Below are 25,932 nucleotides of genomic sequence, written 5' to 3' on the forward strand. Positions count from 1 at the left end.
GGTTACACACTGGCCGTAATCTGTAAACAAGGCCAATTCAACGACGAACGAGGTGGGCGGAATGACAGTCTCCGAGCAAGCCGACACCGGGGCGGCCGACGCCAACTACCCGGAGTTGGTGGCCTACGAGACCCTCGACCAGGGCCGTATCGCGCGGATTTGGCTGAACCGGCCCGATGCCCACAACGCCCAGAGTCGGCTCCTGCTGGTCCAGCTCGACGAGGCTTTCGGCCGGGCGGAGGCCGACGACAAGGTTCGCGTGGTGATCCTGGCGGCCCGCGGCAGGAATTTCTCCGCCGGCCACGACCTGGGCTCCGAGCAGGCCCTGGCGGAGCGGGCCCCCGGGCCGCAACAGCACCCGACCTTCCGCTCGCACGGCGCCACGTATGAACCGATCATGGAGAAGCTGTACCACCAGGAGTGGCACTTTTTCTTCGAAAACACCTGCCGCTGGCGCGATTTGCGCAAGATCACCATCGCCCAGGTGCAGGGCAACGCGATTTCGGCCGGCCTGATGCTGATCTGGGCCTGCGATCTGATCGTCGCGGCCGACAACGCGAAGTTCAGCGATGTGGTCGCGGTGCGGCTGGGCATGCCAGGCGTCGAATACTACGCCCACCCTTGGGAATTCGGCCCCCGCAAGGCCAAAGAGCTTCTGCTGACCGGTGATTCGATCGACGCGGATGAGGCGCACCGACTAGGCATGGTGTCCAAGGTATTCCCCGTCGACGAATTAGAGGAAAAGACACTCGAATTCGCACGACGGATCGCCGAGCGACCCACGATGGCGTCGCTGCTCATCAAGGATTCGGTCAACGCCGCCTCCGACGCGATGGGTTACACCGAGGCGCTGCGGCACGCGTTCCACGTGCACCTGCTGGGGCACGCCCACTGGGCGGCCTTCAACGAGAACCGCTGGCCGGTTGGCCAGCCTCCACACGTCGAGGATTGGCGTGACGCGAAGCCGACGAAGCTGGCGCGTCGCGACTCGCCTTAGCATCGCGCGCCACAGCACCTAACGCGACCGGGGGTAGCGATATTCACCCCGACGGGACATGCTTCTATTGCTAGAACTTGTTCCAGTTTGAAAGGGCCTCGCGTGCAGCTTTCGTTCGAAGACCGGACCTATCTGATCACCGGCGGCGGCAGCGGGATCGGCAAGGGCGTGGCCGCCGGGCTGGTCGCGGCCGGCGCCTCCGTCATGATCGTCGGCCGTAACGCCGATCGGCTCGCGGGGGCCGTCAAGGAGATCGAAGCGCTGCCCGGCGACGGTTCCATTCGTTACGAGCCCGCCGACATCACCAACGAAGAGGAGGCGGCGCGCGCCGTTGACGCGGTGACGGCCTGGCATGGCCGGCTGCACGGCGTGGTGCACTGTGCGGGCGGATCGGAGACCATCGGGCCGATCACCCAGATCGACTCCGAGTTGTGGCGACGGACCATCGACCTCAATGTCAACGGAACCATGTACGTGCTCAAGCACTCCGCGCGCGAGATGGTGCGCGGTGGCGGCGGATCGTTCGTCGGCATCTCGTCGATCGCGGCCAGCAACACCCACCGCTGGTTCGGCGCCTACGGCGTCGGCAAATCGGCGCTGGATCATCTGATGCAGTTGGCGGCCGACGAACTCGGAGCGTCATGGGTGCGGGTCAACAGCATTCGCCCCGGCCTGATCCGTACCGAGCTGGTGGCCCCCATCCTCGATTCGCCCGAGCTGAGCGCGGACTACCGCGCCATCACGCCGCTGCCCCGACCGGGCGAGGTCGAAGACATCGCGAATGTCGCGATGTTTCTGCTCAGCGACGCGTCCAGCTACGTGACCGGCCAGATCATCAACGTCGACGGCGGGGTGCTGTTGCGTCGCGGCCCGGATTTCTCGGCGATGCTGGAACCGGCCTTCGGCGCCGACGCCCTGCGCGGAGTGGTCTAGCTGGGAGAGGCAAATGAAAAGGCTTGAGGGCAAACGGATCCTGGTCACCGGTGGCGCGTCGGGGATCGGTCAGGCCACCGCGCTGCGGCTGCTGAGCGAGGGCGCCGCGGTGGTGGCCGCCGACGTCTCGACCGATGGTCTGAGCAACACGCGGGGCCGTGCCGAGGAGGACGGCACCGCCGACCGGCTCACCACGATGCCGATGGACGTCGCCAACGAGGACTCAGTGGTCGACGGGGTATGCCTGGCCGTCGAGCAGTTGGGCGGGCTTGATTCCCTGGTGAACGCCGCCGGCATCCTGCGGGCGGCGCACACCCACGAGACCAGCCTCGACCTCTGGAACCAGATCGTGGGCATCAACATGACCGGAACCTTCCTGGTGGTTCGCGAGGCCCTACCGTCCCTGCTGGCGAACTCGCGCAGCGCGATCGTGAACTTCAGCTCCACATCGGCCTCGTTCGCCCATCCGTACATGGCCGCCTACGCCGCGAGCAAGGGCGGCATCCAGGCCTTCACCCACTCGCTGGCGCTCGAATACGCCAAGGACGGCCTGCGCGCGGCGTGCGTGGCGCCGGGCAGCATCAAGTCGGGCATCACCGATGCGACCGGCGGATACATTCCCAAGGACGCCGATTGGTCGCTGTTCGGCCGGCTCATGCCGGTCCTGCCGACGACGGTGGAATCCAGCGGCGCCGGCATGGCCGAGCCGGGCGCGATTGCCGGCGTCATCGCCATGCTGGTGTCCGACGACGGCGCGTGGATCACCGGTACCGAGATCCGCATAGATGGCGGCACCCATGCCTGATGGCGGCAACCCGCTGCGCCCGGCTTCGCCGCGCTTGCGGTCGCCGCACGCCTGATGGCGGCAACCCGCTGCGCCCGGCTTCGCCGCGCTTGCGGTCGCCGCACGCCTGATGGCGGCAAACCGCTGCGCCCGGCTTCGCCGCGCTTGCGGTCGCCGCACGCCTGATCAGTTGACGCAGGGGACGCCGCCGCCGTCGATCGGTTTTCCCTGATCGGGCGTTGGATAGGTCGTGGTCGTTCCGTTGTAGTAGTAACTCTTCGCCTTGGTCGACGTGGTGCTGGAGCTGGTGCTCGTCGTGTCGTCCATTTGAGTGTCGTCGGACGTGGGCATCGAGAAACTGGTGTCCACGGTCAGCCGGATGTGCCCGGCCGCGACGCCGGGGCTCGGCTGTTTGGGCGCGTCCACGCCGAGCAGGGTGGCCAGGCTGAGCGCATCGGTCTGCGCACCCGCGCCGTACTGCACCGTGGTGGTGGTCGGGTCGTCCGATTCGCGGTCACGCACCTGGCCCGGGGTATAGCCCTTCTTCTTCAGCGCGCGCGACACCTGGGTGGCCAGGCCACTCATGCCGCCGGAGTTGACGACGTCGACGACGGTGGACGGATCGGGTTTCACGGCGGTCGTCGTCGGCGCGGTCGTCGACGTGTCGGCACCGATCGCCGCGGCCACCTCGGACTTGATCGCCGCCGGGTCGACGATGTTGACGTCCTGGCCGTCGATGTTGTCGTAGCGCACCACCGGCAGCGTCCGGAACTCGACGTTGCCGCCGGCCAGGCCACCGAGCCGTTGGATCATGTCGTCGTTCCAACCCGCCGAGAGCACCACGTCTTTGCGCGCCACCGCCATCAGGTTCTTCAGCTTGTCGATGTTGGTGAAGGTGCCCGCGGCCTGCAACTCCTGCATGACCGACGAGATGAACGCCTGTTGCCGGTGGGTGCGGTCCAGATCGCCGTTATCCAGGCCATGCCGCTGCCTGACGAACGACAACGCCTCGGACGCGTCCAGCCGCTGACGCCCGGCCGGGAAGTCCGCACCCGAATATTCGTCGTAGACAGGGTGATTCAGGCAGACATCGACACCGCCGAGAGTCTGGGCCAGATCGAAGAAACCGGCCAGATTGACCTCGGCGAAATAGTCGATGGGGACGCCCGTCAGGTTGCGCACCGCGCGCAGCGTCGCGGCCCGGCCGGCCTCGCGGCCCTTGGTCTCGAGTTCCTTCTGGGTGATGTCGCCCTGGTTGGCCAGCTTTTGGGCGACGTACTGTTTGGTCAGCCCGTACGCCTCTTTGATTTTGATGTGGTTGTAGCCCGGGACCCCGGTGAAAGGCACCCAGTCGTCGCGGGGGATCGAGAAGGCGACGACTTTGTTGTCGGCGCTGACGTGCACCAGGATCATCGTGTTGGTGTTGTAGCCGCCGTCGTCGGAATCGCCGGCGTGCAGATGCTTCAGGATCGAATTGGGCAGGTCGTTGCCGTCCTGATCTTTACGCGAATCCAGCCCGATCAGCAGGATGTTCATGTTGTCGCCGCTGGACCGCGGGTCGTCGGGAAGCAGGGCGTTCGACACGGTGATGCCGCCCAACGCACCGTGCGCCACGTAGTACCCCGCCCCGGTGAGCCCCACGGCGGCCACGGAGACGAGCGCGCCCAGGGTGCGCGTCAGCCCCTTACGGAAGCGGGAGGGTTGACGGACGGCTCGATGACGGCGATGGGCGCCGCCCGAGCGGGCCATCACAAACCTCTGCCCACGCCCAGCACATCACCAGGCACCGCAACGGTGCTTTGCGGCGATGTCGCATCAAGCATGGTGACAAGTATGCGTTAGCTTGCTGTGAAGCCTCCAATCGAGAGCGCCCGTCACACGTTCTGCGCAGGCGCGTTCGTCGGGTCGACCGGGGGCGATTCGGCGCTCGTCGCGACCGCTCTACCAGCACGTTCTGCCCGCCTGTGCCGCTGAGGTCTCCTGACGGTCGCGGGCCGGTCACATCGCCGCCCGGATTGAGCCGAACTTGTTACCGAGCGGATACGGCCAGGCGGCTCCAGCGGCTCGCCATGGCCAGCAAACCGTGTCGCCTGTTACCGGGCTTTGATCAGGTCCTCGCCCGAGCTATAAAACAGCCTGATGTTGGTGCCGGTGACGATTTCAGCCAGGAAGACGCCGACGGGTTCGATCTCGTAGTAGTAGCGGGTGTTGCCGTGGGTATCCAGCGTCGACGCACACGCAAAGCCCGGCGCACCGCAGCGTTGCTTGATGGGGACGGCGAGGACGGCAAGCAGCACGACGACGGCGACGCCGAGGATCAGCGGGACCCTGTTCACTGCCGAGCGCGGTCGCGCCGGATTAACCACGGTTGGAGTGTAAGCGGCTGATTCAGCGGGCTTCGGCACGCGGCGCAGTAGGGTTCTTCAGCTGTGGCCAATCGATCGGGTATGGCCGCGGGCGTTTGGGTGCCCGGGTACCGCGGGTACGCGGCCATGAGCCGAGTAAAGGACTGAGCATGATCGCCACACGCCTCAGATCGTTTTCGGCCGAGCCGGCGGAACCTTCGCAGCCTGGCACTCCCGGCGAGACGCCGGAGCGGCTCACGCCGACGGAGACGCCCGAACGGCTCACGCCGGCGGAACCGCCCGAACGCTTGACACCGTCCGAACCACCCGAGCGCCAGGCGCCGGAGTAGCGACCACGATTGGAGAGCAGACATGCGCGCCGAGGAAGGCGACGAAAGCGTCAAGGACTACGCGAACGAGGGGCGAGAAACCCTCGGCCGCATCAAGGCTTCGCAACACGGGGGCGGCCGCCTCGGCGACATCGCCCGGCGCTTCGCTGGCATGTGGCGAGGCCGGCGGGGTCCCGAAGGGGCCGGGCCCGCCGCGTAAACCGTTTAGCGAGAGCCTAATTCGGCGCCGCAGGTGCGGGGTGCCGGTGGGCCCAGGGGTGCGCCTCTTCGAGTTGCGCGGCGAGCTGCAGCAGATCGCCGTCTGCGCCCAGTTTTCCGACGAACTGCACACCCAGCGGAAGTCCGGCGTCCGTCCAATGCAGCGGCACACTGATCGCCGGACGGCCGGTGAGGTTTGCCAGCTGCGTGTAAGGCACCCAGCCCAAACTCTCCTGGATGAGGTCATCGAGTATTCCGCTGAGCCCCATCAGTTTTCCGGCCCGCACCCGGCTGACCAGCCGAGCCACCCGCTGCAACACGGCCGACGTCGCCGTGGCACCGACCGCAATGGGCGGGGTGGCAAGGGTGGGAGTCAAGAAGAAGTCGTAACCGGCGTGGAACGCTGCCAGGGACCGGATGTAGTCGTTCCGGTTTTCCAGTGCGGACATCACGGGCAACACACCGCCGGACCGGCCGAGCTCGGCGATGGCCAGGGTGTCGGCCTCGAAGTCGCTGTCGCGGGCGCCGGTTCGCGCTTTGATGTCGGCAACCTGCTGGTGTAGCTGGCCGAACCAGATGGTCAGAAAGTCGCGCCCCAGCGCCGCATCATCGTAGGGGGGTTCGACCTCCTCGACTTGATGGCCCAGCTCGCGAAGGAGCGCCGCGGCTTTTTCGACCGCCGCGACGGCCTCGCGGTCCGGCCGAGCGTTGATGGCCGAGCGCGCCGAGTAGCCGATTTTCAGTGTCGGCGGGCGGTGTTTGATCTGCTCGCCAAAAGGTTTGTCGGGCAATGCAACTAGATAGGCGGCGCTTGGGTCGGGGCCCACGATCGCGTCGAGCAGCGCCGCACTGTCGCGCACGGTGCGCGACACGACTCCCTGGGTCGCCATGCCCAGCAGCTGTTCACCCGTCTGCGGGCCGTAGGGCGCCAGCCCCCGGCTGGGCTTGAGGCCGACCAGCCCGTTGCAGGCGGCGGGGATGCGGATCGACCCGCCGCCGTCGTTAGCCCCGGCGGCAGGCACGATGCCCGCCGCCACGGCCGCCCCGGATCCGCCCGAGGAGCCGCCGGGCGTATGGCCGGTATTCCAGGGGTTGCGGGCGGGGCCCCAATAGTCGGGTTCCGTCACGCCCTTGGCCCCGAACTCCGGGGTGTTGGTTTTCCCGAAGATCACCAGGCCCGCGTCCAGGAACCGTTGAGTGACCAGCGCATGCCGGTCGGCCACGTCATGGGCCAGCGAGCGGGAACCGCGCGACGTCGCAAAGCCGCGGTATTCCTGACCCAGGTCTTTGATCAGAAACGGCACACCGGCGAACGGTCCGCTCAGATTCGGGTCGGCGGCTTGCCGGTCGGCGACGTCGTCGAGGCGGTAGATGATGGCGTTCAGCCGTGGATTCACGTCGTCCGCCCGTTGCCGGGCCAAAGCGAGCAGTTCGGCCGGGGTGACCTGCTTGCGCGAGACCAGCTCGGCCAGCGCGGTCGCATCCAACGACATGTACTCGTCAAGATGCATGCGTTCTCCTTCGCTGTGGTCCGCGTGCGCGTAGCGCGGGCATCGTCGGACGCCTTCCCAATTGACGCCGCTGCATGACGTTGACGTTAAGCCAACGCGAGCTTTTCGTGGGGTGCGCCTTAGTATCACCTGATGCCCACGGCAGCTGAACCGTTCACGATCCGGGGCCCCGGCGGGGTGCAGATCGTCGCTGACCGCTTGGGGGATCCGCAGGCGCGGGCGGTGGTGTTCTTGCATGGCGGCGGACAGACCCGCCGGTCCTGGGGCAAGGCGGCCGCCGCCGTCGCCGCGCAGGGGTGGCAGGCGGTCACCGTCGACCTGCGCGGCCACGGCGAATCGGACTGGTCGAACGACGGCGACTACCGCGTCGTCAGTTTCGCCGCCGACGTCCAGGAAGTTCTGCGCACGCTGCCCCCGCAGCCGGTGCTCGTCGGTGCCTCGCTGGGCGGGTTCACGTCGATGCTGCTCGCCGGCGAGCTGTCCCCGGGCACCGCCAGCGCGGTCGTGCTGGTGGACATCGTGCCGAACATGGACCAGTCCGGAGCGAACCGGATACATGCCTTCATGGCCGACCGGGTGGAGTCCGGCTTCAGCTCACTCGACGAAGTCGCCGACGCGATCGCCGAATACAATCCGCACCGGCCGCGACCAACCGATCTGGAAGGCCTGACCACCAACCTGCGTCGCCGCGGTGATCGCTGGTACTGGCATTGGGATCCCCAATTCATCAGTGGCACTGCGGCTTTCCCGCCCTTCGAGGTCACCGACCCCGACCGGATGCACACCGCCGTCGAGGCGATCCTGCGCGGCGGGGTGCCCATCCTGCTGGTCCGTGGCCAGATGAGCGACCTGGTCAGCCAGGAGCGCGCCGACGAATTCCTCGCGCGCTTCCCGCAGGTGGAATTCACCGATGTCCGGGGCGCGGGGCACATGGTCGCCGGCGACCGCAACGACATCTTCGCCGGCGCTGTGCTGGACTTCCTTGCCCGCCATGTCGATGGCGGGTGAGCCACGTGCGCGGAACGGCTTGGCCACCACCTCATTTGAGGTCGACGACGCTGCTACTATCTGCCGGGCACAAGCGGAAAGGGACGGCGTGACCATAGCGTGGTTGCGGGGGTTGGGGCTGTTGGGAGCCGAACTGGTGGTTGTGACGGCGGTGGCGAAAACCGCTCTGGCGGCGCCGCCCCCGGCCCTGCCGTCGCCGCCACCCTCCCCGGGCATCGGAGTCGATCATGAATCCGGCAGGTGCACAGCCGGATTCGCGGCCCAGGGGTCCGACGGCAGCTACTATCTGATGACGAGCGGGCACTGCGACTCGCACGACGGCACCGAATGGACATACGGTAACGACTCTCCGCTCGGCAGGATCTCTGCCAGCGAGCACGACGGTGAGAAGCGAGACGCCGCGATCATCCGTCTGGAGCCGAGTGTCGGGATGCCGGTGGGCGACATCGGCGGCCGGTATCAGGTTCGGGATGTGTTGAGCCGCCAGCAGATTCAGGCCGGCATGCCGTTCTGCAAGATCGGCGCCGTGACCGGCGAGACGTGTGGTGTCGTCAAAAGCATCAATGGCGACGTAGTCGAAGCCAGCGTGTTCAGCCTGGACGGTGACAGCGGCAGTCCGGGCTTCGTGATGAACCCGGACGGTACAGTCAGCGCCGTCGGTTTGCTGATGTCATCACCCGACGGCGATGACTACACGACCGACTTCATGCTCATCAATCCGCTGCTGGGCAAGTGGGGGCTTCGGGTGCTGCCGTAAGGGGCCGCTGACGGCGGTGATCGGGGCGGCCGGCGCCGCTACCGGAGCGTTTGCAAGTGAGCGGCAGCGGGTATCAGGTGGACCGGCCATAAGGCGTCGGCCCGGAAGGGCCCCGGTAGTCCACCTGTGTTGACGCGGCCAAGGTAAAGAGGCAGCGGAACCAGCGACACGAAGGGAAGCAGTAGTGAAGCGTGGGATCGTGGTCGGCGTAGCCGGCGTGGCCCTGGTGGTCGCGGCCAGCGCCGGATGTTCGGGCAACAAGTCCAGTACGGGATCGTCTGGCTCGCCGTCGTCATCGTCGTCCGCGGCGGCAGCGGCGGGTCCGGTGCTCACCGTCGACGGGCAGAATCAAAACATCAGCGGGCAGGTCACCTGCACCGCCGCGGGCGACAACATCAACATCGGTATCGGTGACCCGACCGCCGGCCTCGGTGCCGTGGTCAGCAACGGCAACCCGCCTCTGGTGCATTCCGTCGGGTTGGGCACCGTCAACGGCGTTGCGCTCGGCTTCTCCGACGCCGCACCTAACCAAAGTGGCAGCGCCGGGGCCGCGGTGAACGGCAAGGACTGGGCCATCAAGGGGACCGCCACCGGCACTGACATGAGCAACCCGCAGCAACCGCAGCAGGTAACCAAGCCGTTCGAGTTGGACCTCACCTGCCCGTAGTGCAGGCCACCGACACCCAAGAGGGGACGCAGCTATGTCTATGAAACGTGCCGTCAGCGCTGCCGCGTTGGCCACCGGCCTGAGCATCTCCGCGGCGATGCTGAACGCAGGCTCGGCCTACTCCGCTCCACTCGAGCCGCCGCCCCCGTGCCCGAACTGCCATGGCGGTGGTGGCGGCGGCGGTGGCGGCGGGGGCAACCCCGGCGGGTCAGGTGGGCAGCCGGGCGGTGGAAATACTCCGCCGGCCCAGGGGGGCCAGAACAACCCCCCGCAGGGCGGACACAACGGCCCTCCGCAGGGTGGTCAGCCAAACAACCCGCCGCAGGGTGGTCAGAACAACCCGCCGCAGGGTGGTCAGAACAATCCCCCGCAGGGTGGCCAGAACAACCCGCCGCAGGGCGGCCAGAACACTCCGCAGCCCAACCAGCATGGTCAGAACCCGGGCCAGACGGGGCAGAACAACCCGCCCAATGAACACGGGCAGTACCCCCCGCAGGGTGGACAGAACAACCCGCCCAACGAGCACGGTCAGAACCCTCCCGAGCAGGGCGGGCAGACCAATGCGCCGGCGAACACCCAGAACCCGCCGCCGAACAACAGGCAGCGGTACGAGGCCCTGAATCCGCCGTCCACGCAGCCTCCGCACCCGCCGTACATTCCGCGGCACGACGTGGTGACTGCCAACGCGCAGATCGGTGGCCCCGCCGGTCCGAACGTTCAGTTCAGCCTCCCGGGCCGCGGGGCGCCCATGCCCCCACGCGAGCACGGCTACGGCTGGAACGACGGCCCGGCGCCGGGCCACCCGCCCCCGCACTGGGAGGGCCCGCCCCCTCCGGGTGGCTGGAACGGTCCGCCCCCTCCTGGAGGTTGGAACCGGCCCTGGGAAGGTCCGCCACGTGATGTGGACGTGGCACGGCGTGACTTCGGACCCTTCAACTACAACACCTTTACCGTCGTCCCGGTCTTCAACTGGCAGTACGGCGGTTGGGGCTACTGGTTTTTCGGTGTGTGGGTGCCGCTGTACTGATCTGAAGCGATCACCGTGCAATGTCAGCGGGCGCAGCCGTCATCCGGCGCGCCCGCTGACCTTTCGGCGCCGAGTCATAGACGAGCCCGTCTGACGGACGCGGCGTTTATTGGGGGTGGGCGGCGACGTAATCGGCGGCCGGAATCGGTGATGACGCGTCGTACCCGATGGGAAGCAACACGTCGCCCGCCGTCGTCATGCAGTAGACGTCCCACCGGTAATACGCGGCGAACGTCGCGGGGTCGGCGGCAATCAGCGCCGCGTACTGGTCAACCGCGCGCACATATTCACGGGCGTGGTTGTACCCGTAGATGGCGTGATCCCGATCGTTGGCGAACCCATTGGCTGCCAGGTAGCGGCCTGCCGCCAGGATGCTGTCGTGGGGCGAGTGGATATCGCCGCCCTGGCCGTAGCCGGCGAACGTCGAGGGCAGGAACTGCATGGGTCCCTGCGCGCCGGCGGAGCTCGCGCCGACGATGCTGCCGAAGCGCGACTCGACGAAGTTGATCGCGGCTAGGTAGTTCCAGCTCACGCCGGATTCGGACTCCGCCTGGTGGTAGTAGTTCATCAGCTCGTCGGCCGGCGCCGGCGGTGCGATGCGCCATGCCGGCAGGGTTCCTCGGACCGGGGTCAGCGCGGTGAGTTGGCGGCGTGCGTCGACGTTGCGGTCGTAGACGTCGAGCAGCTCCGGGGGGATGCGTGGGCGCGTGGTGGCGTCCCATTCGGGGTGGCGCCCGATGGCCCGGTAGGCCGCCTGTTCGCGATGCGCCGCCGCCGTCAGCGCCGGGTCCGGTGTCCCCGGATCACGCAGCGCGCGCTCGTCGGCCACCAGGTCGTCGGCCAACTGCACAGGGTCCGACGCCAGGCGAGGCTGCGCACCCCCCGGCGTTCCCGTGTCGGCGGGCACCATCCGCGTGGTCAGCGCAGGGCTCGCAACGCGTGCGTTCGTGGTCGGTCCTGTCGCGGCCGTCGGATGCGCCGCCGAACAACCGGAGAGCGCGAACACGATCGCGCCGACGACGAGTGGCGCGGTGTGCCGGTCACGTTTCACGGTGATCACGTCCGTCCAATGCCTCGAATCCCACGGCTTCGGTTAGTTGGGTCACCGCGAGTCTGTCGCATTTGATCCTCGGACATCAATGCGATGACGGTCTTTTGTTCGCAGGGAGTTGTCACAATTGCGCGGCACTCTCAAACTGATTGGTATGCGCGACCGCGAAAAGATCGACTCAGAATTGCGGCTCATCGCGCTGCGGCGTCAAGCGATCCGCGAGCAGGGTGGTCGGCCATCTTCCGTAGAGGCCGACGAACTGCTCGACGAAATCTTGGCCCACGGCGCCGGGACGTCTGAACTCGACCCGTTTGCAGCCTGGGAGACCGAGGTCGGCACCGCCACCCGGTTGCGCGTCAACAAAATCCGGGCCATGGCGTCTCGGCGACGCAAGGTTGCTGCGCTACGGCGCTTCGGGCTCTTCGCGGCATTACCGCTATCTCTGGTGGCCGTCGTGTCCGCGGTGGTGGTGATGTTCGCGCTCCACCGCCAGGAATCGCCGGCTCAAGCGGAGGACACCCCGCCGTCGGCCGCACCCTCCACACCGGCCGCACCCTCCACACCGGCCGCCGCCGCCACGCCGGCCGCGCCGCAGAAGCCGTTTGCGCCGGCGGCCAATCCTATTGATGCGGCGTTCATCTCGGTGTTGAAGCAGGAGGGCGTGCCAGTGCCCAGCCCGGATTACGTGATGGCGCAAGGACACGCGGTGTGCGACTTCCTGGCACACCAACCGAACTTTGCGGACGCGGTCGGCTTCGTGCAACGAACAACAGTATGGGACGCCGATCAGAGCACTGCCGTAACCGCGGGCGCCATCGCTTCGTACTGCCCGCAGTCCCGACCTACGACCCCGGACCAGATCTCGCCGGCATATCAGAACACGCTCTCTGATCTGCAGGCGATCGAGCAAAAGCTGCAAGGCATCCAAGGCAACCTGCAAGACATTCAAAATGGTCTGCCGGGCATCCCGGGCCATCCGTGAGCCTGTCGTGGCCGGTGCGAGTTGCGGCGTTTGGACCCCTCGGATTCGGAGCGGGAGGGGACGTCCGAGATCCGGAAGAATGCGTGCAGAAATAGTGACCAATGGTTATTGTTTTCGCGATCATGGATGAGTAGCCTCACAGCCGAGGAGGCCCCCATGCGCTATATCACCTCTAACGACCCGGTTGACCACCTGCGCACCAGTCGCCCGCTCGTGGGCCAAGCGCTGAAGAGTCCGGCCAAAGAGCCCGCGTTGCTTCTGATGGCGGTGGGCCTGGTGGCTTACGGGATCTGCCTCGCGAGCCTGGCCCACCGCCTGTATCAGACCGGCCTCATCGCCGCCGGCATTTCGTTGCTGGCGATGGGGACTGGTGGGGCCTTGCTATGGATCGAAGCAAGGCGAGTCCGGAAACTCGACAGCGACTGGAACATCAAGCAACACGAAACCCGAACGGGTTGATCGATTTCACCACGGGCGTTCGAGTTCGTAGCACCGCCCGATTCATGGCTCTAGTAAAAGTCTGAGTTGTTCGGCATACAGGCTGAGCGATTCGACGGTCAACATGTTCTCGTGTGCGCAGTCGACCGAGTACTCGGCAATGTCGCCAGCGACATACGGCCGCCAAGTTTCGATAAGGTATGAACTCCGATCGCTCTGGGTTCCCACGGCAGAGAATATGCTCAATTCACCATCGAAAATGCGAGGCTCGTGAGCTCGCTGCAACTCCGTGTTGTTATCAAAGTTCTGGATTATCCAATCCACAAGCCGTTTGTACCTTGGGAAGTCTTTGACTCCTCGTTCGAGCATGACCTTTTCTATCTGGTCGGCATCAAGCGGCTCTTCCAGCTCGGTAATGTCTATGCCATAAAACCGCAAGATTTCTTCTAGCATCTGCTTGTCCTGCAAAGGATGGGTCGGCAGGCTCGCGCCTTCGAGGCTCAGTTGAGCGTCAAACAGGATAAGGTGTGCGACTGCGAATCCCCGTTGCTGAAGTTCGATCGCGATTTCATGAGCGACGACACCTCCAAAAGACCAGCCTAGAAGATTGTAAGGCCCGACAGGATCAATCCTTTGTATCCTGTCGGCGTAATTCCTCGCCATATCGGGAATTGTCTGGGGTTCAGTTTCTTCGTCCAATAGGAGTTGTTGAATTCCGATGATCGAGCAGTCCAAGTAATTACCAAGGCGCTGATACGGCCAACTCATCCCACCCCCGGGATGGATGCAGAACAGGGGACGGCCGATACCTTCTTTGAGGACCTCAACCGGGACAATGTCGAGCTGCCCGGCGTCTGAACCCAACTGCCGGCTCAAGCTTCGAACGGACGGTGCGCGGAATAAGGTTCGCACCGCAAGGTCGACATCCATGCGCTTATTGATCTCGGCGACTACCCGCATCGCCGAGAGCGAATCCCCGCCCATGTCGAAGAACGAGTCGTCGACGCCGACGCATTCGAGCCCCAGTACTTCCGCGTAGATGCCGGCCAGCATCTCCTCGGTAGGGGTGGCAGGGGCGCGGTAACGATCGGTGCCCGCATATTCCGGTGCTGGCAGGGCGCGTCTGTCGAGCTTCCCGTTGACGGTCAACGGCAATGCATCAAGCGCCACTACCGCCGCGGGGATCATGTACGCCGGTAGGCGCGCGGCCAGCGCGGTGCGGGCTTCGGCCGGGTCGGCGGTGCCGGTGATGTAGCCGACCAAACGTTTGTCGCCGGGGCGGTCCTCGCGTGCGATTACCACCGCCTGATCAACGCCGTCCTGCCCTGCCAGCGCCGCCTGGACTTCGCCGAGCTCAATGCGATACCCACGGATCTTGACCTGCTCGTCAGCGCGGCCCAAATAGTCCAGCTGCCCGTCGGCGCGCCACCGCACCAGATCCCCGGTCCGATACATCCGTTGCGCCTGGGCTCCCGCGCCGTCGGCGCCCGTGAACGGACACGCCACAAACCGTGATGCGGTCAACCCCGACCGACGCCAATAGCCGCAGCCCACCCCCCTGCCTGCCACATACAACTCGCCGACCACACCGGCGGGAACCGGACGCAACCACGCATCCAGTACGAAGAAGGCAGCCCCCGGCACCGGCGAGCCGACCGGCGGCGATCCCGACCCCGCCGTCAACGGCGCGCTCTTGGCCGCCCACATCGTGGTCTCAGTCGGGCCGTAGACGTTGATCATCACCCGCCCCGGCGCCCAGCGATCCACCAGCTCGGCCGGACAGGGCTCAGCGCCGATGACCAACGCCGCCGACTCCAACCCCTCAGCCGAGAGCATCCCCACAGCCGAGGGAGTCTGGGTCAACACGCTGACCCGTTCGGTGACCAGCAGGTCGTGGAAGTCCTCCGGGGAGCGCGCCTCCTCTTCGGGCACCACCACCAGCCGACCCCCATGCAGCAATGCACCCCAGATTTCCCAGACCGAAAAGTCGAAGGCCAGCGAGTGAAACTGTGTCCACACCTGCCCCGGCGCCAACTCCACGCCGGCATCCAGCGAATCGAACAGCTGGGTCACGTTGTGATGGGTGACCGCCACGCCCTTGGGCACCCCAGTGGTGCCTGAGGTGTAAATGATGTGGGCGAGGTCATCACGAGCCGGCGCCGGAAGTGCCGTTTTAGGTTGGGTCTGGACAGCACTGTCATTGACATCCACCACCAGCAGGTCGTGCCCGTCCAGCCGGGATCGTAGGGCCGCGGTGGTGATCGCCGCTATCGGTGTGGCGTCGGCGAGGATGAACCCGATCCGGGCGTCAGGCAGCGCGGGGTCGACCGGGACGTACGCTGCACCGGTTTTGAGTACCGCCAAGATCGCCGCGATCGCCTCGACGGACCGGGAAAGCAGCAGTGCCACACACTGACCCGGGCCCGCACCGTGGTCGGACAGCAGGTGCGCGAACCGGTTAGCGGTGTCCTCCAGCTCGCGGTAGGTCCACGAACATTCGCCGCATACCATCGCCACCGCATCCGGGGCACGCTCGACCTGCGCGGCGAACAACGCCGGAATCGTAACGGCCGCCGGCGGTGCGGGCCGGGCCAACACCGCCCGGTTGCCGAGTTCGTCGAGGCGGGCGTGGTCAGCCTCGTCGAGCAGATCCACTGACGACAGCCGCCGGCTGGAGTCGGCAGTCATCGCCACCAATACCCGCTCCAGCCGTGTGATGAGCGCTTCGATGGTCTCCGCGTCGAACACATCGGTGCGAAATTCCACCGCGCCCCCGATCCCGGCGAGCGCACCGGCCTCGGTCCACCGTTCGGCCAGCGAAAAGGTCAGGTCCATGCGTGCGGTGTGGGTGTCCACGGGCAGCGGCGAGATCTGCAGGTCACCCGAGGCCAATCCGGCGAGCGACGTCGTGTCCTGCCCGGCGAAGTTCTGCCAAGCCAACGCCACCTGCACCAGCGGGTGATGGGTCAGGCTGCGGGTCGGGTTGAGCCGCTCAACGAGCAGCTCAAAGGGCACGTCTTGGTGCTCGTAGGCGGCCAGGCTGCGCCGTCGCACCTGGGCGAGCAGTTCGGCCACGCTTGGATCTCCGGTCAAATCGACGCGCAGCACCAGGGTGTTGACGAAGAACCCGACCAGCTCGTCGAGCGCGGGGTCGCGCCGCCCGGCGATCGGGAACCCCACCGCCACGTCTGCGCTCGCGCTGAGCTTGGCCAGCAGCACCGCCAGGGCAGCCTGAACCACCATGAAACTGGTGGCTTTGTGCTCACGAGCCAACAGCGCCACCTGCTGTTGCAGCCCAGCCGGCCAGTCCACCGCCACACTGTTGCCACGCTGATCAGCCACGGGTGGGTAGGGTCGGTCCGTGGGCAGCTGCAGGCGATCGGGCATGCCGGCCAGGGCGTTCTCCCAGTAGGCCAGCTGCGCGGCGATCAGGCTGTGGCCATCCTCGAGGCTGCCCAGCTGCGCGCGCTGCCACAGCGCGTAATCGACATATTGCACCGCCAATGGCGCCCATCCGGGCGCATTCCCCGCGCACCGGCTTGCGTAGGCCATCCCCAGGTCGCGCACCAGCGGGGCGATCGACCAGCCGTCGGCGGCGATGTGGTGCACCACGACTACTAGCACGTTCTCGTCCTCGCCGACGCGGAAAAGCGTTGCGTGCAGCGGGATTTCGGCGGACAGGTCAAACGTGTACCGCACCGCGGTGTCGATGGCCTCACCCAGCCGGGCCGCCGGCCAATCGCCGGCGTCAACAATCTGCCAGCCGAAGTCGGCGCGCTCGGCTGGCATCACCAGCTGGCGGGGTATCCCGTCGACGGCCGCGAACAGCGTGCGCAGGCTCTCATGGCGACCAATCAGATCGGCCAGTGCCGCACCCAATGCCTCGGTGTCAAGCGGCCCTCGCAGTCGCAACGACACAGGGATGTTGTAGATCGGTGAAGGGCCCTGCAATTGGTCGATGAACCACAACCGGTTTTGGGCAAACGACAATGGCAGGACTGCGGGTCGCTCTCCGGGCACCAAGGGCTCATACCGGCCTGCCTCCGCCTCGACCCGCGGCGCCAAGTCGGCAACCGTAGGCGCCTCGAAGACCGCGCGCACCGGAAGGTTTGCATGCAGGCCGGCGTTGACCGCGGCGACCAGACGCATCGCCGAGAGGGAATCCCCGCCCAGTTCGAAGAACGAGTCATCGACCCCGACCCGCTGCAGGCCCAGCACCTGGGCGTAAATACCGACCAGGATGTCCTCGATCGCATTGCCCGGGGCGCGATACCGGTCGAGGCTCCGATATTCCGGTGCGGGCAGGGCCCGGGTATCCACTTTGCCGTTGGTGGTCACCGGCAGCTCCTCGAGTGCCATCACCGCCGCGGGCACCATGTACGCGGGCAGCCGCTCGGCCAGCAGCGCGCGAATCTCGGCTGGCTCGGCTGTCCCGGTGACATAGCCAACCAGGCGTTTGTCTCCGGGGCGGTCCTCGCGGGCGACCACCACTGCCTGCCCCACCCCAGCGAGCCCGGCCAGCGCCGCCTGCACTTCACCTAATTCGATGCGATAACCGCGGATCTTGACCTGCTCATCAGCGCGGCCCACATACTGCAGGTGGCCATCAACACCCCACCGCACCAAATCCCCGGTGCGATACATCCGAGTGCCCGGACCGCCGAAGGGGCAGGCCACAAACCGCGAGGCGGTCAACCCGGCCCGACCCACATATCCCACCCCCACCCGGGGGCCGGCCACATACAACTCGCCCACCACACCAGCGGGCACCGCTTGCAACCATCCATCGAGCACGAACAATGCCGTCCCCGCGACGGGCGCACCGATCGGCACGACCTTGGCTCCCGCTGACAACCGCGCACTGATCGCCACATACACCGTGGCCTCGGTCGGGCCATAGGCATTGACCACGACCCGCCCGGGCGCCCACCGATCCACCAGCTCAGGCGGACACGCCTCCCCGCCGAGCAGCAACGCCGTGGACTCCAACCCGTCCGGGGAGAGCGCCGCCGCCGCCGACGGGGTCTGGGTCAACACACTGACCCGTTCAGCTACCAGCAGGTCATGGAAGTCACCCGGTGCGCCCGTCACCGACTCAGGCACCACCACCAACCGTCCACCCCGCAACAGGGCACCCCAGATCTCCCACACCGAAAAGTCGAAAGCATACGAGTGGCACTGCGTCCACACCCCAGCCACCGACAGCTCAGTGGGCAACGACTCCGCCAAGTAAGTCACGTTGTGATGAGTGACCGCCACACCTTTGGGCACCCCCGTCGTGCCGGAGGTGTAAATCAGGTAGGCGATATCGTGGGGGGCCGGCCCGGGGCCCGGCAGTGCCGTACCGGGTTGGGTGTCGACGGTGGGGTCATCAACATCCACGACCGCTACGCCATAGCCATCCAACCGATCGGCCAGCTCCGCGGTGGTGATCGCGGCCACCGGCCCAGCATCGTTAACCATGAACTCGATCCGCGCCGCCGGCGCCGCCGGATCCATCGGCAAGTAAGCCGCACCCGCCTTCAGCACCGCCAGCATCGCCACCACCGCCTCGGCCGAACGGTTGAACAGCAACGCCACACACCCACCCGGACGGACACCCCGGCCAGCCAACACATGCGCCAGCCGATTCGACGCCTCATCCACCTGGCGATAGGTCCATGAGCACTGTCCGCAGCGGATGGCGACCGCCTGCGGTGCGTGCGCCACCTGCGCGCCGAACAACGCCGGCACCGACGCATGCGCGGGCGTCGGCTGGGTCAACACCGCCCGGTGGCCCCACCGATCCAGCCGTTCGTGCTCAGCCGCATCGAGCAGATCCACTGACGACAACCGCCGCGCCGGATCGACGCACATCGCCGTCAGCATCTGCTCCAACCGCGCGATCAGCACCTCAATGCTGGCCGCATCGAACACATCGGTACGAAACTCCACCGTTCCGGCGATCCCGGCAGGCTCACCGGCCTGGGTGAAGCGTTCAGCCAACGAAAACGCCAAATCCATGCGGGCCGTCTGCGTGTCCACCCGCAGCTGTGTGGCCTGCAGATCACCGAAGGTCGGTCCGGCGGCGGGGCCGTCGAGCTGCCAGGGCTGATTCTGCCAAGTCAACATCACCTGGATCAGCGGTGAATGGGTGAGCGACCGCGTGGGTTTGAGCCGATCGACAAGCAGCTCGAAGGGCACGTCTTGGTGTTCATAGGCAGCCAGGCTGCGCCGTCGCACCTGGGCCAGCAGTTCCGCGAGAGTGGGATCACCGGCCAGATCGACACGTAACACCAAGGTATTGACGAAGAAGCCCACCAACTCATCGAGTCCGGGGTCGCGGCGCCCGGCGACCGGGAACCCCACCGCCACATCGCTACTGGCGCTGAGCTTGGCCAGCAGCACCGCCAAGGCGGTCTGAACCACCATGAAGCTGGTGGCATTGTGCTCGCGAGCAATCCGGTGAAGGCTCTGCTGCAGCTCTGCGCGCCAGTTGACCGCCACATTGGCGCCGCGCTGATCAGCGACCGACGGGTAAGGCCGATCGGTTGGAAGCTGCAGGCGCTCAGGCATCCCGGCCAGGGTGTCTTCCCAAAACCCCAGCTGCGCAGCGATAGGGCTATCGCTGTCGGCCAGGTCGCCAAAGTTTGCGCGCTGCCACAGGGTGTAATCGGCATACTGCACCGGCAACGGCGCCCAGTCGGGGGCCCGTCCAGCGCACCGGCTGGCATAAGCCACACCCAAATCGCGTGCCAGCGGGCTGATCGACCATCCGTCCGCCGCGATATGGTGCACCACGATCACCAGCACGTGCTCGTCGTCGGCCACGCGGAAAAGCCAGGCATGCAATGGGATTTCACTCGCCAGATCAAACGTGTGGCGCACCGCCACGCCGATGGCCTCATCCAACCGTTCCGTCGGCCAGCCAGCGGCATCAACAACGTCCCACCCAAAGTCGGCCTGCTCAGCGGGTACCACCACCTGCAGCGGTATCCCCTCGTGCGCGGTAAACAAAGTCCGCAGGCTCTCGTGCCGACCCACCACATCACCCAGCGCCGCACCCAATGCGTCGGAATCAAGCCGTCCGCCCAACCGCAACGCCGCGGGCATGTTGTACACCGGTGACGGCCCCTGCAACTGGTCGATAAACCACAACCGGCTCTGGGCGTACGAGAGCGGGACCCGCGTCGGACGTGCCATCCGCTGCACCGGTGGGCGAGCAATGCCGCCACGGTGCTGGTCCAGATAGTGCGCGAGAGTTCCAACGGTGGACGCGTCGAACAGGTACCGCACCGGCACTTCCCGGCCCAATATCAACTGCAGCCGTGCGCTCGCCCGGGTGGCTATCAGTGAATCTCCACCGAGCGCGAAGAAGTCGTCATCGAGCCCGACGCGATCCACACCCAACACCACGGCGAACGCTTCGGCGACAACTTTCTCGGTCTCCGTGTGTGGCGCCCTGAACGCTGCGCCGGCAACTAACGGTGCCGGCAACGCCTTGCGGTCGAGCTTTCCCGAGGCGGTCAACGGGAGCTCCTCGAGCACCACAATCTGTGTCGGAATCATGTATTCGGGCAACCGCGCGCTCAGCCGCTGACGCACCGCGCTGACTTTGGTGTTGGCGTGGGGCGCGTTGGCATTGAAGCTGCTTCGGTCCGCCCCGACCGAGGCCAGGTAGAGGTCGGTCAGCGGTGGGGCGGGCGGGGTATCGCCGTCTTCGGGGGCGATGAAGACGGCATTCAGGGTGCCGCGTTGGGCGCCCCAAGTGACGGCGACGCGGTATCCGGTGGTGTCACCGAGACGGTGCAATTCTTCGGGGACGATGTCGGGATTCCCACTGCTGACTTGGGCTACGGCTTCCGCCGGAGGCAGCCCGGCGGCAAGGCCTCGTTCGATGCGGACGTCGGTGAACAGTCCGGCGCGGGGGATGTCGGTGACGCGAACGATAGCCGGTCGTTGGGACAGCAGCCGGGTGTGCAGGTCTTCCAGGCCGGCGCATTCGGTCCAGGCCCAGGTGGGTGCGCCGCCCACTGAGCGAACCCGGGCGGGAGCTTTATGGAAGATGACGTCGTAGCGATACCGGTTGAGTTCGTTGTCGGCGAATCCGCGTTTGACTTCAATGGCAACTCCGGCCACCGACGCATGATCGGCGGCTATGACGGTGAAAAACTCTGGGGCGAGCAGCAATTCGGGCTCACCGAGCATGGCGGACTGGACTCGTTGACGGATCTCGGCGGCGTCGGTGGAAGTGGTGCGGGCCAACGCGACCCCGGTTTGGAACGCGCTCTGCAGGCTGTGGTTTCGCACATCACCGATGAATAAAGACCCGCCCGGCGCCAGCAGATCCATGGCGTTGTTTATAAGGTCACCCAGATATCCGGCGTTGGGGAAGTATTGCACGACCGAGTTGAGAACGATGGTGTCGAAGCCGAACTGCGGCAGTCCCTCAGTGACGTGAGCCGGTCGAATCAGCAGCTCGACCCGGTCACGCCACGGGATCTGCAACTCGTCTAGTGAGCTTGCCAGCTGGTCGATAACCACCGCGGACATATCTGTGGCGACGTAGCGCTCACACACGGGAGCAACCTGCGACAACACGAGTCCGGAGCCCACGCCGATCTCCAACACCCGCCGCGGCTGCAGGGCCATGATCCGATCCACCGTGGCAGAACGCCACTCCATCATCTCCGCGAGTGGGATCGGGTCATCCGTGTAGCTGCTGTTCCAACCCCGGAAATCCATGCCGAAGCCCGGCGCCTCGACCTCAGCGTCGTACAGCTGGTCATAAAGGTGTTGCCAATCCTCGACGATTTCGGCGTCCCGGTCGGCGGTACTGGTGTGCTCGATGGTGATGTAAGCGACCAGCTGGGCGGCTGCGCCGCTCTGATGCACCGTGACAGCGGCGCGCGCGACCTGCGGACAGGCCAACAACGTGTTTTCGATTTCGCCCAATTCGATGCGCTGTCCACGCAATTTGATCTGTGTGTCGGCCCGGCCCAGATAATCGAGGGTGCTGTTGCGGGTCCAGCGCACGAGATCGCCCGTGCGATACATGCGTGACCCCGCACCCAGGTACGGGTTCGCGACGAATCGTTCCGCGGTCAAATTCGCGCGCGCTATATAGCCCTGCGCCAGCGCCGGTCCGCAGAGATACAGCTCGCCTACCACCCCGATCGGCGTCGGGTTCAATCGGGCGTCGAGGACCAGCGCGCACATCCCCGGAATCGGGGCGCCGATGTTAACCGGCTGTCCCGCCGACAGCGGCGCGCTGCACGAGGCCCAGATGGTGGTCTCCGTGGGACCGTAAGCGTTGAACATTCGCCGACCCGGCGCCCAAGCGGCCACCAACTGCGGCGGGCAGGCCTCGCCCATGGTGACCAACGTGTCCAACCGGTCGAGCCGGCTCTGATCCAGCGACGACAACACCGACGGGGTCATCACCGCCGCGCTGACCCGCCGGTCAACGAGCAAGCCTGTCAATGCCTCCCCGGCGTATACCTGCGGTGGGGCTATCACCAACGCCGCCCCGGGTCCCACCGCCCACAACAGCTCGAATACCGAGGCATCGAAGGTCGGCACAGAGACCATCAATACCCGCGCATCCTGGGCCGACCCGAAGATATTGCGTTGCGCCGCAACCATTCCCAACAACCCGGCGTGGCTGACAGCCACCCCCTTAGGGGTACCGGTCGACCCGGAAGTGAAGATGACGTAGGCGGCGTCATCCGCTCGTAGGGGCGCCAGACGGTCGGCGTCAGTAATCGAATCCGCAGGGTGGCCGGACACGTCCAAGCCGTCGATGCGCAGCACCGGGCGCTCCCCGGCCCCGGTCACCTGGTCCTCACCACAAGTCAGCACACATACCGCCGCCACCGCGTCCAACACCGTCGCGATCCGCTCGGGCGGATGGGCCCGATCCAGCGGCACATACACACCGCCGGCTTTGACTACGGCCCACCACGCCACGACCAGTTCCGCGGACCGATCCATCGCCACGCCCACCGCGCGCTCCGGACCGACCCCGGCCTCGATCAGCATCCGCGCCAACCGCGTCGACCACTCATCGAGTTGGCGATACGACAACTCTCGAGCACCGTCGACCACCGCCACCGCGTCTGCATCGGCCGAAACCGCCGCGGCCAGCAACTGCGGCGCCACCCCAACCGGCGGCTCCACACCGACGCCAGACCACTCCGACAGCACCAGATCACGCTCACCGCGCTCCAGCAACGCGACGTCGCCGACCGCCACCGACGCGTCGGCCGCGGCCACCTCGATCACCCGCCCAAACCAGGTGATCAACCGCTCGATGGTGGCCCGGTCAAATAGATCGGTCGCGTAGGTCACCACCCCTGCGGCCATCGGCGCGTCGGAGTCTTCAGTGCGCACCTCGCTGAGATGGAAATCCAGGTCGAACTTGGCGGTGCGGGTTGATCCCCCCAGCGGCTCGATGTCGACGCCGTCGAACGCCACAACGTCTGGTCGCACGTTGTTGTGAAAGACCATCGCCACTTGGAAGAGCGGGTGGTGCGCGGTGGAGCGGGCCGGGTTGAGTTGCTCGACGAGTCGCTCGAACGGCACATCCTGGTTGCTGTAGGCGTCCAGCGCCTTCTGCCGCACCTGCGCAAGCACATCGCTGAACCGCTGCTGAGCATTCACCCCCACCCGCAAGACCCATGTGTTGACGAAAAATCCGACGAGCTCGTCGAGTGCCGCGTCCTGCCGTCCGGCAATCGGCGCGCCCAGGACGACGTCGTCACCGACCCCGACACGGTGCAACACCACAGCCAACGCCGCCTGCAAGACCATCGAGGCCGTCGCGTTGTTCGCCGTCGCCAGCGCCTTGGCACGCGCCCATACCAGAGGGTCGATCCGAATCTCCACCGCATCACCGCGGTAACTCGGCACCGGCGGGCGGGCGTGGTCGGTCGGCAACGACGCCACCTCCGGCAGATCGGCCAACTCCTGCCGCCAGTACCGCAATTGCCCGGCAATCAGACTGTCGGGGTCGGACTCAGCGCCCAGGCAATCCCGCTGCCACAGCGTGTAATCGACATATTGCACCGGCAACGGCGCCCACTGTGGGGCCAGGCCCTGCCGCCGCGCCCGATACGCCTCGGCCACGTCGCGGACCATCGGGGCCAGGGACCACCCGTCAAAAGCTATGTGGTGCACCACAATTGCGAGCACGTGCTGCTCGGGACCCACCGAATAGATCTGTGCGCGAATCGGGATCTCGGTCGACAGGTCAAACCGATATCCCGCCAACACCATCAATTCGCGGGCGAGATCCTGATCCGACAGTGATATCACCGTTGCGCCTCCGCGCCGCCACATCCCGGCCACGGCCGGCAGCACCTGCTGGAACGGCACACCGTCAGCGTCGGGAAATATGGTGCGCAACGACTCATGCCGTTCGATCACGTCATCGAGTGCCGCGCTCAACGCTTCGACGTCCAGCGCCCCGCTCATCCGGAAAGCCGTCGGAATGTTGTAGGTCGCAACCCCGCCCTGGAATCGGTTGAGGAACCACAACCGCTGCTGGGCGAATGACAATGGCACCACCGCCGGGCGCTCCGCCGGGACCAACGGCGGACGCCTACCCGCCTCCCCGCCGATGCGGGGCGCCAATTCGGCGATCTTCGGTGCCTCGAATACGGTGCGCACCGAAAGGCCGGAATCCAGGTGGGTGTTGATCGCGGTGACCAGGCGCATCGCCGCAATGCTGTCGCCGCCCAGATCGAAGAAGGAGTCGTCGATTCCGACCCGTTCGATGCCGAGGACCTGGGCGTAGATGCCGGCCAGGATCTCCTCCATCGCGGTGTCGGGGGCGCTATACCGCTCGGCATCGGTGTAGTCGGGTGCCGGCAGGGCGCGGGTGTCGAGTTTGCCGTTGGGCGTCAACGGCAACGCGTCCAAGGCGATGACCGCGGCGGGGATCATGTAGGCCGGTAGCCGCTCGGCCAGCATGGCGCGCGCCTGGGCTGGGTCGGCCGTCCCGGTGATATAGCCGACCAGGCGTTTGTCGCCCAACCGGTCCTGGCGGGCGATCACCACCGCCTGCACCACGCCAGCCACCGCGGCCAGGGCGGCCTGGATCTCACCCAGCTCGATGCGATACCCGCGGATCTTGACCTGCTCATCGGCGCGGCCGAGATAGGTCAACTGCCCATCGGTGCGCCAGCACACCAAATCGCCGGTCCGATACATGCGCTGTCCCCACGGCCCTGGGCCGCCGAAGGGACAGGCCACAAACCGTGACGCCGTCAACGACCCCCGGCCCACATAACCCACGCCCACCCCGGCCCCGGCCATATACAGCTCGCCGACCACGCCGGCCGGCACCGGGCGCAACCACCCATCGAGCACAAAGAACGCAAGATCTGCCAAAGGCACGCCAATCGGACTGGCATTGCGGTCGGTGTCACCGTTGGCGATCTCGCGCAACGAGGCATGCACCGTCGTCTCAGTGATGCCATACATGTTGATCAAGCGCGGTAGCGCACGGTGATTGTTCAGCCAAGTTCGAAGACGCTGTGGCTCAAGGGCTTCGCCGCCGAAGACCACGGTGTGAAGCTCGAGCTGATTACCCGCATTGGACTGCAGCGCGTCGGCGTTTTGCAGCGCATAAAACGCTGAGGGGGTTTGGCTTAAGACGTTGACGTGTTCGGCGGCGAGTAGGGCGTGGAAGTCGTTTGGGGAGCGGGTGACGTCTTCGGGGACCACGACCAGTCGCCCACCGTGCAGCAGCGCCCCCCAGATCTCCCACACCGAGAAGTCGAAGGCACAGGAGTGGAACTGCGTCCACACCTGGCCGGGCGCGAACTCAAGCTCGCCAGCTAGTGACTCAAACAGCCGGGTGACGTTCCGGTGTGGGATGGCCACGCCTTTGGGGAGGCCGG

15 protein-coding genes are annotated in these 25,932 nt (G+C 66.3%); 10 read left to right on the forward strand and 5 right to left on the reverse strand.

What is annotated here, in order from left to right; genetic code table 11:
* The first annotated feature begins 61 nt into the window (after positions 1 to 61).
* From AC5Y4H_RS01865 to AC5Y4H_RS01875, 3 genes are all read left to right on the forward strand, one after another.
* The gene (locus AC5Y4H_RS01865; RefSeq protein WP_499978040.1) at positions 62 to 997 is read left to right on the forward strand and encodes an enoyl-CoA hydratase; all 936 of its coding nucleotides are present in this window, start codon (positions 62 to 64) and stop codon (positions 995 to 997) included.
* Positions 998 to 1,099: 102 nt separating this feature from the next.
* Positions 1,100 to 1,930: an SDR family oxidoreductase gene (locus AC5Y4H_RS01870; protein ID WP_499978042.1), complete on the forward strand. Its 831-nt coding sequence runs from the start codon at positions 1,100 to 1,102 to the stop codon at positions 1,928 to 1,930.
* 13 nt (positions 1,931 to 1,943) lie between these two features.
* Positions 1,944 to 2,735 (forward strand): SDR family NAD(P)-dependent oxidoreductase, encoded by a 792-nt coding sequence (locus AC5Y4H_RS01875; RefSeq protein WP_499978043.1) that lies wholly within the window; start codon positions 1,944 to 1,946, stop codon positions 2,733 to 2,735.
* Between the two features lie 165 nt (positions 2,736 to 2,900).
* On the opposite strand, the gene AC5Y4H_RS01880 is transcribed toward AC5Y4H_RS01875, so the two are convergent.
* Positions 2,901 to 4,463 (reverse strand): LCP family protein, encoded by a 1,563-nt coding sequence (locus AC5Y4H_RS01880; protein ID WP_499978045.1) that lies wholly within the window; start codon positions 4,461 to 4,463, stop codon positions 2,901 to 2,903.
* A gap of 344 nt (positions 4,464 to 4,807) precedes the next feature.
* Positions 4,808 to 5,050 carry a hypothetical protein gene (locus AC5Y4H_RS01885; RefSeq protein ID WP_499978127.1) on the reverse strand — a complete coding sequence of 81 codons (243 nt, stop codon included), beginning with the start codon at positions 5,048 to 5,050 and terminating at the stop codon, positions 4,808 to 4,810.
* Between the two features lie 381 nt (positions 5,051 to 5,431).
* Between AC5Y4H_RS01885 and AC5Y4H_RS01890 the strand changes: the two genes are divergently transcribed.
* Positions 5,432 to 5,608, forward strand: a complete 177-nt coding sequence (locus tag AC5Y4H_RS01890) for a hypothetical protein (RefSeq protein ID WP_499978046.1) — start codon at positions 5,432 to 5,434, stop codon at positions 5,606 to 5,608.
* 16 nt (positions 5,609 to 5,624) lie between these two features.
* On the opposite strand, the gene AC5Y4H_RS01895 is transcribed toward AC5Y4H_RS01890, so the two are convergent.
* Complete coding sequence (locus AC5Y4H_RS01895; RefSeq protein WP_499978050.1) at positions 5,625 to 7,118, reverse strand: amidase; 1,494 nt, start codon at positions 7,116 to 7,118, stop codon at positions 5,625 to 5,627.
* 132 nt (positions 7,119 to 7,250) lie between these two features.
* Here AC5Y4H_RS01895 and AC5Y4H_RS01900 point away from each other — a divergent pair, with 132 nt between their 5' ends.
* The 4 genes from AC5Y4H_RS01900 to AC5Y4H_RS01915 all read left to right on the forward strand — a co-directional run bounded on the left by AC5Y4H_RS01900 (position 7,251) and on the right by AC5Y4H_RS01915 (position 10,577).
* Entirely contained in the window at positions 7,251 to 8,126 is an 876-nt protein-coding gene (locus AC5Y4H_RS01900; protein WP_499978051.1) for an alpha/beta fold hydrolase, read from the forward strand.
* Positions 8,127 to 8,214: 88 nt separating this feature from the next.
* Positions 8,215 to 8,883 carry a S1 family peptidase gene (locus tag AC5Y4H_RS01905; RefSeq protein WP_499978054.1) on the forward strand — a complete coding sequence of 223 codons (669 nt, stop codon included), beginning with the start codon at positions 8,215 to 8,217 and terminating at the stop codon, positions 8,881 to 8,883.
* 184 nt (positions 8,884 to 9,067) lie between these two features.
* On the forward strand, positions 9,068 to 9,550 hold the full coding sequence (locus AC5Y4H_RS01910) for a lipoprotein LpqH (RefSeq protein ID WP_499978057.1): 483 nt from the start codon (positions 9,068 to 9,070) through the stop codon (positions 9,548 to 9,550).
* Between the two features lie 40 nt (positions 9,551 to 9,590).
* Positions 9,591 to 10,577: an MAP_0585 family protein gene (locus tag AC5Y4H_RS01915; protein WP_499978130.1), complete on the forward strand. Its 987-nt coding sequence runs from the start codon at positions 9,591 to 9,593 to the stop codon at positions 10,575 to 10,577.
* A 106-nt stretch (positions 10,578 to 10,683) separates the two neighbouring features.
* On the opposite strand, the gene AC5Y4H_RS01920 is transcribed toward AC5Y4H_RS01915, so the two are convergent.
* Positions 10,684 to 11,637: a lytic transglycosylase domain-containing protein gene (locus tag AC5Y4H_RS01920; protein WP_499978059.1), complete on the reverse strand. Its 954-nt coding sequence runs from the start codon at positions 11,635 to 11,637 to the stop codon at positions 10,684 to 10,686.
* A gap of 145 nt (positions 11,638 to 11,782) precedes the next feature.
* Here AC5Y4H_RS01920 and AC5Y4H_RS01925 point away from each other — a divergent pair, with 145 nt between their 5' ends.
* Positions 11,783 to 12,610 carry a DUF732 domain-containing protein gene (locus AC5Y4H_RS01925; RefSeq protein ID WP_499978060.1) on the forward strand — a complete coding sequence of 276 codons (828 nt, stop codon included), beginning with the start codon at positions 11,783 to 11,785 and terminating at the stop codon, positions 12,608 to 12,610.
* Positions 12,611 to 12,766: 156 nt separating this feature from the next.
* The gene (locus tag AC5Y4H_RS01930) at positions 12,767 to 13,069 is read left to right on the forward strand and encodes a protein UsfY (protein WP_499978062.1); all 303 of its coding nucleotides are present in this window, start codon (positions 12,767 to 12,769) and stop codon (positions 13,067 to 13,069) included.
* A gap of 42 nt (positions 13,070 to 13,111) precedes the next feature.
* Here AC5Y4H_RS01930 and AC5Y4H_RS01935 read toward each other — a convergent pair.
* On the reverse strand, positions 13,112 to 25,932 hold a 12,821-nt coding region (locus tag AC5Y4H_RS01935; RefSeq protein ID WP_499978065.1), incomplete at its 5' end, for an amino acid adenylation domain-containing protein.

Source organism: Mycobacterium sp. NGS58 (assembly GCF_059812385.1).